The sequence below is a fragment of the Roseimicrobium gellanilyticum genome, from assembly GCF_003315205.1.
In the GTDB taxonomy this organism is placed as follows: domain Bacteria; phylum Verrucomicrobiota; class Verrucomicrobiia; order Verrucomicrobiales; family Verrucomicrobiaceae; genus Roseimicrobium; species Roseimicrobium gellanilyticum.
The window spans coordinates 16771-30307 of the sequence record NZ_QNRR01000009.1 but is presented as its reverse complement, the minus strand read 5'-3'; the positions used below and the strand labels follow the sequence as shown (position 1 = coordinate 30307).

14 protein-coding genes are annotated in these 13537 nt (G+C 60.4%); 11 read left to right on the top strand and 3 right to left on the bottom strand.

The window, feature by feature from the left end; all coding sequences use genetic code 11:
• Nucleotides 1-61 precede the first annotated feature (61 nt).
• From DES53_RS22125 to DES53_RS22075, 11 genes are all read left to right on the top strand, one after another.
• A complete protein-coding gene (locus DES53_RS22125; protein ID WP_113960507.1) occupies nucleotides 62-916 on the top strand; it encodes an alpha/beta hydrolase in 855 nt (284 codons plus the stop codon).
• Between the two features lie 52 nt (nucleotides 917-968).
• The gene (locus tag DES53_RS22120) at nucleotides 969-1385 is read left to right on the top strand and encodes a hypothetical protein (protein ID WP_113960506.1); all 417 of its coding nucleotides are present in this window, start codon (nucleotides 969-971) and stop codon (nucleotides 1383-1385) included.
• A gap of 245 nt (nucleotides 1386-1630) precedes the next feature.
• Nucleotides 1631-1891 (top strand): hypothetical protein, encoded by a 261-nt coding sequence (locus DES53_RS22115; protein WP_113960505.1) that lies wholly within the window; start codon nucleotides 1631-1633, stop codon nucleotides 1889-1891.
• Nucleotides 1892-1979: 88 nt separating this feature from the next.
• The gene (locus tag DES53_RS22110; RefSeq protein WP_113960504.1) at nucleotides 1980-2522 is read left to right on the top strand and encodes a GbsR/MarR family transcriptional regulator; all 543 of its coding nucleotides are present in this window, start codon (nucleotides 1980-1982) and stop codon (nucleotides 2520-2522) included.
• A 49-nt stretch (nucleotides 2523-2571) separates the two neighbouring features.
• Entirely contained in the window at nucleotides 2572-3402 is an 831-nt protein-coding gene (locus DES53_RS22105; protein ID WP_113960503.1) for a wax synthase family protein, read from the top strand.
• Complete coding sequence (locus DES53_RS22100) at nucleotides 3399-3836, top strand: hypothetical protein (RefSeq protein ID WP_113960502.1); 438 nt, start codon at nucleotides 3399-3401, stop codon at nucleotides 3834-3836. The genes DES53_RS22105 and DES53_RS22100 overlap by 4 nt, the downstream gene beginning before the upstream one ends.
• Nucleotides 3837-3865: 29 nt before the next feature.
• The gene (locus DES53_RS22095; RefSeq protein WP_113960501.1) at nucleotides 3866-4783 is read left to right on the top strand and encodes a TIGR01777 family oxidoreductase; all 918 of its coding nucleotides are present in this window, start codon (nucleotides 3866-3868) and stop codon (nucleotides 4781-4783) included.
• A gap of 22 nt (nucleotides 4784-4805) precedes the next feature.
• On the top strand, nucleotides 4806-5240 hold the full coding sequence (locus DES53_RS22090) for a hypothetical protein (protein ID WP_113960500.1): 435 nt from the start codon (nucleotides 4806-4808) through the stop codon (nucleotides 5238-5240).
• A 70-nt stretch (nucleotides 5241-5310) separates the two neighbouring features.
• Complete coding sequence (locus DES53_RS22085; RefSeq protein WP_113960499.1) at nucleotides 5311-6354, top strand: DUF2071 domain-containing protein; 1044 nt, start codon at nucleotides 5311-5313, stop codon at nucleotides 6352-6354.
• 20 nt (nucleotides 6355-6374) lie between these two features.
• Nucleotides 6375-6845 (top strand): DoxX-like family protein, encoded by a 471-nt coding sequence (locus tag DES53_RS22080; RefSeq protein WP_113960498.1) that lies wholly within the window; start codon nucleotides 6375-6377, stop codon nucleotides 6843-6845.
• A gap of 118 nt (nucleotides 6846-6963) precedes the next feature.
• The gene (locus tag DES53_RS22075) at nucleotides 6964-8688 is read left to right on the top strand and encodes an adenylate/guanylate cyclase domain-containing protein (RefSeq protein ID WP_113960497.1); all 1725 of its coding nucleotides are present in this window, start codon (nucleotides 6964-6966) and stop codon (nucleotides 8686-8688) included.
• Nucleotides 8689-8696: 8 nt separating this feature from the next.
• Here DES53_RS22075 and DES53_RS22070 read toward each other — a convergent pair whose 3' ends face one another.
• From DES53_RS22070 to DES53_RS22060, 3 genes are all read right to left on the bottom strand, one after another.
• Nucleotides 8697-9134 (bottom strand): nuclear transport factor 2 family protein, encoded by a 438-nt coding sequence (locus DES53_RS22070; protein ID WP_113960738.1) that lies wholly within the window; start codon nucleotides 9132-9134, stop codon nucleotides 8697-8699.
• 166 nt (nucleotides 9135-9300) lie between these two features.
• Nucleotides 9301-10356 carry an NAD(P)-dependent alcohol dehydrogenase gene (locus DES53_RS22065; protein WP_113960496.1) on the bottom strand — a complete coding sequence of 352 codons (1056 nt, stop codon included), beginning with the start codon at nucleotides 10354-10356 and terminating at the stop codon, nucleotides 9301-9303.
• A 122-nt stretch (nucleotides 10357-10478) separates the two neighbouring features.
• Nucleotides 10479-13511, bottom strand: a complete 3033-nt coding sequence (locus DES53_RS22060) for a protein kinase domain-containing protein (protein WP_113960495.1) — start codon at nucleotides 13509-13511, stop codon at nucleotides 10479-10481.
• Nucleotides 13512-13537: the final 26 nt, after the last annotated feature.

The window sequence follows — 13537 nt, the reverse complement described above, 5'->3', positions numbered from 1 at the left end:
CTGTAACACTTATACTCCGCCCGTTCGTAGCCCGGCTGGATTTTCACACGTCTCCCACCTCATGATCAAAGCCCTCAAGTCGCTCGGTCGGATGTTGACCATTGCGCTGCTCACCTGTGTCGTGTTTCTCCTCTCCTGCCAGTCGAAGATCATCTACTACCCGCGCCCATACGACACGACGCAGGTCGAGGTCTTTGAGGCGGAGGGTGGAAAGAAGCTGGAGTACACCACCTCCCAGGGGAAACAGACCGCTTTCTACTTGCCACCCGAAGGTATCGTCGGGACCAAACAGGCGCCGCCATTCGTCTGGTTCATCTATGGCGGCAATGGGTCACTCTCCCTCGACTACGCAGACCAGCCACCCTTCTGGGACAGAAAGCTGGGCTATGTCTTCGTGGATTACCCGGGATACGGCCTGTGTCAGGGCAAGCCCAACCCGAAGCGCATCCAAGAGAATGCGGTGGCGGTGGCGGAGAAGATGCGGGCTGAGTTTGGATGGACGGAGGAGGAGTTCCGCGCTCACAGCGGTGTCTTCGGCCACTCCATTGGTTGCGCGGCCGCCCTCATCATGGCGGATAGCGTGCACCTGCACCGCGCCGTGCTCTGCGCCCCCTTCACCTCCCTCACGGATATGGGCAGGCACGTTCTGGGCTGGCCGCTTTGTTACATCAACATGCACCGATTCGACAATGTGGCGCGTCTGGACTCCATCACGAGCCGGGGAAATGCCGAGGTGCGCATCTTCCATGGCACTCATGATGAAGTGATTCCCGTGCGCATGTCCCACGTCCTGCGCGACCGGTTCCCCAAGGAGGTGCGCTATGTGGAAATGAACAAAAGCCACCACAACGACGTCGTAGAACATGCCCGTGAGGAGATTGGCCAGGCCATCCGGGAGCTGTCGACGCCGGACTAAGAACGTCGCTTGTCATTCCTTTCGTCCCCCTCTAGCTTCTCCGCCCCTTACCATGACCGTGAAGAAATCCACCTCCGCCCTGTTCTGTGCCGTCGCCGCGATGGCCCTCACCTCGTGCGGCACGTCCGGCTTTAACCTTGGTTTCGGCTCGTCGTCCTCCGCTGCCACGCCGCCTGCCTACACCGGTGGTGGCCAGGAGTTTGACCCGTACTCGAATACTTGGCGCCCAGCACGGCCGGTAGCGGCGCCCACTTCCCAGCCCAATGCCTACCTGGCGGAAAAGGCGGAGAAGGAGAAGCAGGAGAATACCATCCTGAAGAAGACCACTCGCGCCATGAACAACACGGCCAGCGCCACCGCCGAAGCGGTGAAGAAGCCCTTGAAGTGGGTGCCTTTCGTCGGTGGCAAGGAGAAGAGCCAGGACGAGATCGATCCGAACTACTACCCTGCACCGGCTCCGGGGCAGTAAGCCCTGGTGGTCCGCACACTCCGTGTGCGGTCAGTCCCTCAGTGGGTGGGTGTGGTCAGTCGAGATTCGCATTGGGAGTCCATGTCATGACACGTCTTCAAAGCTCAAGGATAAGGTCGCTGCTTTGCCTGGCATTCGCACTGACTTCACTCGGCATCAGAGCCGAAACTCCATCGAGTCCTTCTACCAGCGCCGGGGTGCTGCTGCGGTCGGTTCAAGGGGCTCACACCCTCCCCAGAGTCATTGTGCCCACCGCTCACTTCGAGGACACCACTGCTGGGGAACTTGCCAAATACATGGAAGAGATTGTCCTGGGCAACATCCAGTGGACCAAGCCGGGCATGAGATACCGTGTGACCTGCTCGGACGCTGCAAAGAACCATCGGTTTTCCTTCGGAGAGGAAAAGGATGTCCGTGCCTTGGAATTGCTCATGGAGTTTGCCCTGAGGTCAGGCACGGTCGTCACCGTGGATGATTTGAAGATCACCATCGACGTCCCGAAGTGAGGCGAGGCAAGAATGCATTTTGGGAATCACTTTTCCCTAGACACCTTCCCATTCTTCAGCTATTTCTGTCTTAACAGAAAAGACTGACATGACGGACCTGCCGCCCATCACCCGCAAATTCATCCTCCACTGGGGAGAGATGGGCGTGCGCTGGGGCATCAACCGGACCATGGCGCAGATCCATGCGCTGCTGTATCTCTCGGAGCGCCCGCTGAATGCGGAGGAAATCTGCGAGGCGCTGGAGCTGGCCCGGTCGAATGTCAGCGTCTCGCTCCGCGAGCTGCAGGGCTGGGGGATTGTGAAGCTGGTGCACCTGCCGGGCGATCGCCGGGACCACTTCGAGAGCATGAAGGACGTCTTCGAGATGTTCCGCGTCATCGCCAACGAGCGTCGCCGCCGTGAGGTGGATCCCACGCTCAAGCTCATCGAGGACTGTCTGGAAGACACCGGCAAGGAGAAGAAGGGCGAGGAGTATGTGCGTGCCCGACTCACGACCATGAAGGAGTTCTTCGAGCTGGCCACGACCTTCGCCAACCAGCTTGAACGTCTTCCCACCGGTTCGCTGGTGAAGGTGGCCCGCATGGGGGACAAGGCGGTGAAGCTGCTGGGTTTGGGAGGCCAGGGGTCATAGCGCTCTTTTTATTTGCCACGGAATTTCGTTATTTACCGAAACTACAGATATGAACGCCACAACCGCCATCACCGAAGCTCTGCCTCGCTGGGTGACCATGTGGGTGCTGGCGGCTGCGGTCTTCTATACTGGGAAGGTGGCCATGTGGATGCTGACACCCGCTCCGAAAGGCGGAAGAGACGCCGTACTCACCGCTGGATGGTGGCTCGCCTGGCCGGGCATGAGCCTGAACGGCTGGAGCAAGTGGCCCGCACGGACGAAGGCGGACGCCGCGGGAGAGCGTGAAGTGGGAACACTCTGGTTGGACGGCGTGCGCAACATCCTCTTTGGCGCAGCGCTGCTCTGGGGTGTGGCGAGACTCTTCACCCATCCGCTCGCTGCGGGATGGGTAGGCATGGTGGGGCTCATCTTCCTGCTGCACTTCGGTGTGTTCCACCTCGTGACCGCCTTCTGGGGCGGGCTCGGCCTGAAGGTGAAGCCGGTCATGCGCAATCCTCTTGCTGCCACCACGCTGGCAGAGTTCTGGGGTCAGAGGTGGAATACCTCGTTCCGCGACCTCGCGCACCGCACACTCTTCATCCCCGTGGCGCGTCGCTTCGGCGAGACTGGGGCCACTTGGTTCGTCTTCGCCATCTCGGGACTGGTGCATGAGCTGGTCATCAGTGTGCCGGCGGGTGCGGGGTATGGATTGCCCACCGCCTACTTCCTGGTGCAGGGCGCGGGACTCATCCTGGAGCGGCGCTACTGCAAGCTCCCCACCATCATCAAGCACATCCGCACCGTGCTCTTCACGGCGGTGCCGGCCTTCTTCCTCTTCCATCCGCCTTTCGTGGAGGGCGTCATGGTTCCGTTCTTCCACGCCATCGGAGCCCTGCCATGAGTGTGTACACCTTCCTCCATCTGGAAAACCTACTGCTGCTCGCCGGCATCGGTCACTTCGGCATCCTCTGTGCCAGCGCGCTCGTGCCGAAGGTGCTGGACTGGAAAACCAACCTGCAACCGCTGCCCCCCTTCCTGCGCACGCTCTTCTGGGTGTATGGCGTGTTCATCGTGCTGACCATCATCGGACTCGGCACGCTCACCTTGTTCCATGCGGATGCCATGGTGAAGGGAGAGCCGGTAGCACGCGGGCTGGCGGCTTTCACCGCAGTCTTCTGGGGAGCCCGACTTTTCGTGCAACTCTTCATCTTCGAGACGGGGCCGTATTTGACGAACGCCTGGATGAAGTTGGGTGACCACGTGCTGACTGCGGCCTTTGTCTTCTTCACCGCCATTTACACCATGGCGGCACTGCACCTCACTATTTGTTTCTGATACACCACGAAACCCAATCATCCATCGTCATGCACAAGGGAAAAGTCATCATCGCCGGAGGCAGCGGATTCCTGGGAATCGCCCTGGCACGCTATCTGGCTGGGGAAGGCTACGAGGTCTTCATCCTGTCACGTCATCTTCTGCCGCCTGGTGTTCCTGCGAGATACATCCACTGGGACGGCAGGACCCTGGGAGCCTGGGCGGCTGAGCTGGAAGGTGCCACTGCCGTGGTGAATCTCACCGGGAAGAATGTGAACTGCCGCTACACCACGGCAGCGCTGGATGAAATCAACGACTCACGCGTGGATTCGGTGAAGGTCATCGGCGAGGCCGTCCGCGCCTGCCGTTTCCCGCCAGCGGTATGGGTGCAGGCTGGCTCACTCGCCATCTATGGTGATGCTGGTGATCATGTGTGCGATGAGAACGCGCCGCACGGCGAAGGCATCCCGGTGGACACCTGCTTGAAATGGGAGGGCGCGTTCGAAGCGGAAAACACACCTCATACGCGCAAGGTCATCTACCGCATCAGCTTCGTGCTGGGAAATGGAGGCGGCGCCCTCCGCATGCTGGCCAACCTCACGAAGTGCTACCTTGGAGGCGCGATCGGGAGTGGACGCCAGTACATCTCGTGGCTCCACGTGGAGGACATGAATCGACTGTGGCTGCGCGCGATCGAAGACGAACGCATGAGCGGCGTGTACAACGCGACGGCACCGGAAGCGGTGACGAATGCCGGGTTCATGCGGGAGCTTCGCAGCACCTTGCATCGCCCCTGGAGCCCGCCGATGCCCGCGTTCCTCGTACCCATCGGTTGCTTCTTCCTGCGTACGGAACCGGTACTCGCACTCACCGGCCGGCGCGGCATTCCCGCACGCCTTACGCAGGAGGGTTTCGAGTTCCGCCATGCGGAACTGCCCGAAGCGCTGCACGACCTCTTTGCCAAGTAATGAACCTACACCGCATCCCACCATGAACACGCTCATCGAATTTGCCCGCACGCATCTGGAACTGTTCCTTCGCATCGTCGCCGTGGCGCAGTTCTCCCTGGTGATCGCGAATCTGTTCATCGGGCGCATCCTGAACTTCAAGCCGGACATTGACCGCATGTCGCCACTGGTGCGGGATGTGTTCATCATCCACTCGTGGTTCATCACGATCACGCTGGCCATCTGGACGGTGCTCACGTGGCGCTTCGCGCATGAGATGGCAAACGCGCCCACGGAACTCTCACGCTGGCTGTGCTGGGCCATGGCGGGATTCTGGGGCATCCGCTGCGCGGCGCAGTGGCTCCACTACAGCCCGGTGCACTGGCGTGGCATTCCGAGCCGGACCTTTTTGCACTGGCTGTTCTTCCTCGGATATGGCGCATGGACCGTGGTGTATGCACTCGCAGCGACGGCGTAGGCGGAGGTTTGGAATGAGCAATAGCAATGAATGAGTGAGTGATTGAGGAAGAAGAAAGAGAAAGGAGAAGATGGTCATGAAACACTCCAGCGCGATGAAAGCGGGGGTTGGGGCATTGGAGGAGGGGGGAGAGATATGCGCTGTCGTGGAGGATGGCGGGCCGCTGGGCGGTCACGCGCGCATGGGGGCAGGAATGCCCCCACTCCTTGAAGGAGTGCGATGCCTCACAGACGATGCAGAACCGGGCGCTAGCTCAAGGAGCGGGGGCATTCTTGCTCCCGACGGGGTGGGTTCGCCCCTGATACACCATCACCCATCAATCGCAGAAACATCCAGCGCCGCGGCTCGCAGCCGCCTGCTGGATATGCGCAGAGGAGAACCTTTCCTCTTCGCCGATTGGGAACACGCACTCATGCTGCACTACGAAGTTGCTCCGGAGGCACTGCAACCCTTCGTCCCCTTCCCCCTCGATGTACGCGACGGAAAGGCCTATGTGAGCCTGGTCGCCTTCACCATGCGTGGCATGCGACCGCGTCACGGCGGGAAGCTCGCGGCACTCGCCTTCAAGCCCATTGCCACCCACGGCTTTCTCAATGTGCGCACCTATGTGAAGCACCACGGTGAGAGCGGCATCTACTTCCTGGCCGAGTGGTTGCCGAACAAGCTCGCGGTGTTGCTGGGACGGCCGGTCTTCGGATTGCCGTATCGATTGGGCAGGCTGGACTACCGGCATCATCATGAGCGCGGAAGAATACGTGGCAGCGTGATTGCTCACAGGAGGAAGGGCAAGAGCGGTGGCGGAGGAGTGTTGCGCTACCGGGCCGCACTGCCGCTGCATCCGGACTTCCGTCCAGCGGAGCACGGATCGCTCACCGAGTTCCTCATGGAGCGTTACACAGCCTTCACCACCTGGCTGGGGTGGAAGCGCTGTTTCCGCATCTGGCATGAACCCTGGCCACAGTGCGAGGTGGAGGCCGTCATCGAAGACGACAGCCTCATGTCCCTTACGGGCGAGTGGGCCAAACACGCGTGCTTCATCGGCGCCAACTACTCGCCGGGTTTGCGGGACGTGTGGATGTCCAGGCCCGTCCGCGCCAGCCGCCATCGCCTTTAACCTCTACCGGAGTCACGAACATGAACACCAATGCCATAGCCGCCACTGCCATGAATGCTGCCCCAGACACTGATGCGCCCACGCATCACCTCACATCAGGTGAATGGAAGGCCCTCCACCGCATCAAAGTCGCCGCCCGACTGAGCATCGGCCTCGTGTGGGTGTGGGAGGGACTGATGCCCAAGATGCTCTTCCCCAACGCGACCCAGTTTGAGATGGTGCGCCGCAGCGGCTGGTGGGTGGGCTCTCCCGAGGAGACTCTTTGGTGGCTGGGCGCGGCCATGGTCGTGGCGGGCATCGCCATCATGAGCGGTATCTGGGAGCGCGCTGCCGCACTTGTTTCGACACTAGCCGTGCTGGTGTTGATGGTGCTGGTCATCGGTACGAATCCCGAGGCGCTCCATGACCCCTTCGGTGGCCTCGTCAAAGACGCCTGCCTCTTCACCTGCGCCGCCCTTGTGTGGTGGTGGCCGAAGGCGTTGGGGCGCTAAAGGTTCGTGCAGGACCACTCCCAGCAGACTCGATTGCACACGGAGAAAAACGGCGTACATCAGCGAACACACGGCCTCGCAAGATTCTGGCGTGTGATCCTGTACCGACCTTCTCTGCATGCCATTCATCAAGAGCATTGCCTCACGCATCTTCGGTCTCGCGCTCATCCTCGTGTGCCTGATGATTTCGCTGGTCGGGTTCCTCCTTTACCAGGTAGCGGCGTTGAATGGTCACTTGAAGATCATCGCGGGATACTATGCTCCCCTGCGACTGACCTTGGTAGACTTGAACGAGGCAGGATTGCGTCGCCGTCTTGCGTTTGAGCGCTGGCATGCGGCACTTGATTCTGGGCAGGATCGATCTGCGGCCATTGCCGAGGCTTCAAAGAACTACGACTTGTACAACCAGGCGGTGTCGGAGGAAATCGTCCGGGCACGAGGCATGCTGGCCGCGCCCCCGGCAGGGACCAGCAACCAGCTTAGACTTCAGCAAATCAGCGTCCTGCTGGATCAGGTGGAATCCAGTTACAGCATCATCACGAAGCGTCAGCGTGAGGTGATTGACCTCATCAAGGGGGGCGAGAAAGCCCGCGCCGTAGATGTTCTGGGCATGCTCGATGAACTTCAGGTCGTGGTGCAAAAGCAGCGCAGCGAAATGCAGAACGTCATGGGTTCGGTCATCGCGGCATCGACGCGTGAGTCTGCCGAGCGTCATGTCAAGATCGTGTGGACGACACTCCTTGCCACCATCACCTCGGTACTTCTGGGATTGACGGTGGCCGCCCTTGTGACACGCAGACTCGTGAAGCCGGTGCGCTCTCTCATGAGCGGCATTCAGTCTGTTGAGAAAGGTGATCTCACCATCCAGCTCCCCGTGGCCAGTGCGGATGAGATTGGAGCCCTGACACGTTCCTTCAATTTCTTCATCGCCGAGCTCCGTCAGAAGGAACAGATGCGCAATACGTTCGGCAAATACATCGATCCGCGCATCCTGAAGCAGGTGCTCTTGACTTCCGAATCAGCCGGGCCTGCGAGCGGGAGACGTGAGATGTCGGTGTCCTTTTGCGACCTCTCTGGCTTCACCTCGATCGGGGAGCAACTCACGCCTGCGGGGGTGGTCAATCTCCTGAACCGGCACTTCACACTCCAGGCGGAGGCCATCCAGCATGAGCATGGCATTGTCGACAAGTTCATGGGTGATGCCGTCATGGCCTTCTGGGGCCCACCCTTCTCCACCGAACAGGGCGATGCTTTACTCGCCTGTCGTGCTGCCCTTGAGCAGAGGCGCGCGGTGGAACGTCTGCAAACGATGTTGCCCGAGGTCACCGGCCTGAGGAAGAATCTGCCACAGCTCGACCTTCGCGTTGGCATCAGCACGGGCGAGGTGGTGGTGGGGAATATTGGCTCGGAGAATACCCGCAGCTACACCGTCATTGGTGACACCGTGAATCTGGCCTCGCGCCTTGAGCATGTGAATCGCTTTTACGGCACTCACATCCTCATCTGTGGCAGCACGCGCGCGGCAGTCGGTGATGCGATTGTCGCTCGTGAAATCGACACCATCATCGTCAAAGGAAAGACGGAAACCACCAGCATCTACGAATTGCTCGGTCTGGCCGGTGAGGTGCCGGAGAAGATGCTCGGGCTTTGCAGCCGCTCCGCCACAGCCCTTGCCGCGTACCAGGCGCGGGACTGGGATGCGGCGGAGACGGCGCTGCGGGAGTGCCTCGCCATGGATCATGATGATGCACCTGCGAGGATTCTCCTTGAGCGCGTCTACGCTTTTCGTCTCAATCCTCCCGCTCCAGACTGGAATGGCGCGTGGGTCTTCGACGTGAAGTAGGCGTGACTTCAGGAACTGGACCTGGGCACCACTCTCTTCCAGAGATCATCAAAGGCGACGGAGTCAAAGAAGGCAGTGACACTCACCATCTTGCCGTCCTGCATTTTCATGAACCACGCGTAGGTGTTGCGATACGGTTTGCCGTCCAGACAAAGTGCTTCAGCGTCGAACAACGCAATCACGGTGTCACCATCACTGTAAAGGCTGCGCATGGTTGGGACCAGCGGCTTGGTCATTCGCGCGTTGAACGGCTTGATGACGATGTCCATGAACTCCGCGCGCGTGGGATACTTCCTCGCGACGACGGAATTCCCGGTGATGGTCCAGTCAGCTGTTTCGGCCAGCAGCTCGAATGGCCCGCCCGTTCCCGCACGCCAGCGGTCAAAGCTGGCTTGGATGATGGCTTTGTTCGATTCGGCTGTGCTCTTGGTGTCGGCACCGTGCATGGCTGGGATGATATGAAGGGATGTGATGACAAGAATGAAGGGGAGGAGGAGGGATCTTGCAGGTGTGTTCATCGGGTGCTCCTGGTGGAAATTGAAGTGGGGCAGATGGAGGCGACCTGAACAATTGTTCCCGGGAACAACGCCAGGCCGCCAGGATGCTGGTGGACTAGAACCGGATCACTGCGCGGCCCAGGACATCACCCGTTCGCAGCAGCTCAAGGTTCTCGTTCACCTGCTCAAGCGTGATCGGCTTGACCGTGTGGCGGATTTTGCCCTGCGTGGCGAGCGCCATGACCTCGCTCAGGTCATTGTAGTTTCCCCAGAAGGATCCGTGGAATGTGTACTCGCGAGCCACGAAGGGGAAGAGCGGAATGTCGATCTGATCACCCACGAGGCCGACGGATGAATAGTGGCCAGCGGTGGAGAGCAGCTCGAATCCCATGCGAATCATCTCCGGGGCGCCAGCGCAGTCGATGATAGCATCGAGCTGCCCCTGACCGCAGGCGGTGTTGAGCTCTTTGCGGATGTCCGCGGTGGATTTGTCCTTCGTGCTGATGATGTGATCCGCGCCGTAGTCTTTTGCGATGGCGAGCTTTTCAGGATTGCGCGCGAAAGCAATCACCGTCGCGCCGCCACCGAGGAGCCTGGCATACTGCACTGCATAGGCGCCCAGGCCACCGATGCCAAACACGCCGAGGATGCGGTCGGGTCCGAGCGCGCCGGCGTCGCGGAGTTTCTTGATGCCGCGGTAGGGCGTGAGACCTGCGTCCGTGAGCGGTGCGAGTTCCTCTGCCTTCAGGCGCTTGTCCACCTTGATGAGATACCGGCTGGGTACGGGGAGGAACTCCGAGTAACCTCCGTACGGGCCGAAGCCCGGCCAGGCGCCGTGGCCGCAGATCTGCGTGTTGCCGCTCTGGCAGTGGCGGCAGGTGCCATCTCCCCAGCCGCCCACCAGCACCACCTGATCGCCTTCTTCGAATCCTGAATTCTTCGGCACGAGGCTGCCAATCTTGTGAATGATGCCTGCGATCTCATGACCGGGCGTGAGAGGAAATGACGACTCCACATACTTGCGGAAGTAACCGTCGAGCAGTTGCACATCCGTGCGGCACATGCCGGCGGCGGTGACTTTCACCAGGACTTCGTCCGCCTTGATGTCCGGCACCGGGACGTCTTCAAGGATGAGTGGCTTGTAGTATTCATGCATTCGGGCAGCTAACATGGCAGGTCCTTTCTTCTTTGGGTTTCAGTGACGGAAGAAATGGAGCTTCTTCCGTTCCAACCCTCCTTTGGGAAGAACCCGCTGGCCGTGACGAAAAAAGTTCGCGTCACCGGCGCAAAGCCTCACTGCACCTGCTGCAAGATGCTGAAGGCACCCCATGATCCGTCCGGCTTTCTCAACTTGAGTGACATCGGTTCCGGAGTGCCGAGGTCAGGCAGGAACACGGTGAGTCTCCTCGGGCCGTTCTTTTCCAATTGGGTTCCGGACACTCCATCGACAGTAGCTGGCCCCATGACGGTGAAGGTGCCGGTCTCTCCTTTGGGCGCGGTCTCGGTCCAGGTCAGCCCCTCGCGTGTCCAGTGGCGGATCCCAGGATTGTCATGCCGGTAGTCGAACTGGAACTTCACCGGTGATCGTGGAGGCGCAGCATAGCTTTGCTGTAGCAGCGTCTGGTAGTCCGGGTGTTCGCGCAGGGGAGCGGCTCGCTCATCATGGTCAATGAACGCGATGCCCGTGAAGCCCAGCGAGACTGCCTTTTGCAGACTCTTGATGAGGTGTCCGGTGCATTCGGCGGCGGCTTGTTCGCGATCTGGGGGAGCAGTCTTTGCATCTGCGCGAATGAGGGCAAGCGCATCGCGGAATTGTCGCGCAGCCACTTCATAGTTCTGCCAGTTGATTGGAGCCTTCTCCATGAATTCCACACCATGTTTCACGGCGGTCGCAGGTTCCTTTGAAATGAGAGCGAGTTGGCAGAGCCTCAGATGCGCATCATAGCCACCGGTCGCATCCGCGACCCTTTGATAGCGGTCACGCGCGATAGACCACTCCCTCCGTTCATATGCGCGTGCCGCCTGCAGCGCGAAGATCTTCACCACATTGTCCTTGTGCTTCTTCTCGTCAGGAAACTCGGAAGCCAGTCGCGACAGCTCTGCCTGTTGCAGTTCCTGCAAGGCGTCCGCCTCCTTTGACTTGCCGAGCTTGATGCACGTGTAGATGAGCACTTCCCGTGCCTCGGTCAGTGCAGTCCTGTGGAGGGGAATGGAGGGAAACTCAGCGGCCATCTCCTGGTGCAACTCAATCGCGCGGCGCACATGGGGCTCGGCCTCGGTGGCACGATCCTGATAGTAGAGCACCGTCCCCAACATGGACAGCGCATTGCCAAGATGGTGACGGTAGGTCCGGTCGCGGGGGCGCATCGTGACGGCCTGCTCCTGGCACTCCACCGCCTGATTCAAGACAGCTTCGGCCTCCCTGAGGCGTCCCATTCTCCGATAAAGTCCGCCCTGCTTGCCAAAACATTCCCCAATGGCGCGCCAGTGCTCCACGTGACTGGGGTGTTGCCTTGCCAGAGGCTCAAGAACTGCGGCGGCTTTCAGGTACTCTCGCTCGGAGTCGTGGTGCCTTTTCAGCTCATCCAGTGTCAGCGCATAGTTCGTCCGCACGATGCCAAAACGGAGCTGATGGCCAAGGTTGGCAGGATCACGCGCCACGAGCTTCGCCATGGTATCAATGGCCTGCTGATGGCTGGCGAGGCAGGCTTCGTTCTTGCCACGCTGCCTCTGCACGTAGGCCAGTTCGTCATACTGGAACGCCAGATCCTTCTGAAGTGTCGGATCGTGGGATGAATCGGCCGCCACTACTTTTTGCAGTGGGATCACTTTTTCATAGGTCTTCTCTGCCTTCTCCAACTGCCGGGTCATTTGATAAAGCTTCGCCAACCGCCAGAGAGCCCATGCCTGATCCTTTTGCAGCTTTGGATCGTCACTCCGCTGCGTGGCCATCTGTTCGTAGAATGGCAATGCCGTTTCCAGCAATTCACGCTGGAGGTCCGTGAAGTCGGAAGAATTCAGCCGCGGATGCTCCGACACACGAGCGAGGTACTTATCCACGGCATCGCGTGCTTGCGCGTAGTGCGCTTCTGACTCCAGGCGGCTCTTCTCCGCCCGCGAGGCCTGCCAGAGACTCACGGCGGTACCGGTGATGAGTGCCAGGGTGATGAGAACCGTCGCAATCAACGTTGCCCGCTGGCGGCGTGCGAACTTGCCAAGCTGATAGCGCCAGGTGGGAGCCACGGCGCTGATGGGCTTCTGCTCCAGATAGCGCGAGATGTCGCGTGCCAGCGCGGTGGGCGTCTCGTAACGGCGTGTGCGATCCTTCTCCAACGCCTTCAGTGTGATCCAGTCGAGATCGCCGCGCAGTGCCCGGGCGAAGCGTGCGGGATCCGTGTGGCGATGCGCGGCTGCCATCACCACGGCGGGAGTGGCTTGCTGCACCAGCGTACTGGGCTTCACAGGCTCGGCTTCGCGCACCCACCGCAGGGCCTCCACGAAATCTGCCGGCTGGGTGGGGAAGGGTGTTTGCCCCGTCAGCAGCTCGCAAAGGATCACGCCAAGGGCATACACATCACTCCGCGTATCCACGTCCGGCATGCTCCCAGCCTGCTCCGGGCTCATGTAGCGTGGCGTGCCGACGATCATTCCCATCTGTGTGCGCAGCAGAGTCGCAGCCACCGGCCCTTCGGCATCACCGCCGCCCAGCGCCTTGGCAATGCCGAAGTCGATCACCTTCGGCACCGGTTTTCCATCCACGGTCACCACGAGGATGTTGGAGGGCTTCAGGTCGCGATGCAGGATCGCTTTCTGATGTGCGTGTTGCACCGCCTGGCAGACGGGGATGAAGAGTTCCAGCCGTTCGCGGATGCTGAGTTGGTGGTTGTCGCAGTACTCGGTGATGGGCTCGCCCTTCACCAGTTCCATCGCGAAGTACGGGCGCGAGTCGGTGGTGGTCCCTGCATCGAGCACGCTCGCGATGTTTGGGTGGTCCATCAAGGCCAGGGCTTGCCGCTCTGCTTCGAACCGGGCAATGATCTCCCTGCTGCCCATGCCCGCCTTGATCAGCTTGAGTGCCAGCTCACGCTTGAGGGGTTCGGTCTGCTCCACCTTCCACACGCATCCGAAGCCGCCTTCACCCAGTGGAGCCATGAGGCGGTAGCGCCCAATCATATCCCCCTCTGTCTCCGGCGTGGAAAATGGCGATGATGCCCTGCCGGCCTCGTGCGCAGCATCTTCCGTGATGAAGCCCAGATCCAGCAGACCCGCCGGCAGCACCTTTGCCGTCGGCGAATCAGAAGCGTTACTGGATGATGTGTCTCCCATGAGTCATCTCATGCCTGGTTCATCAT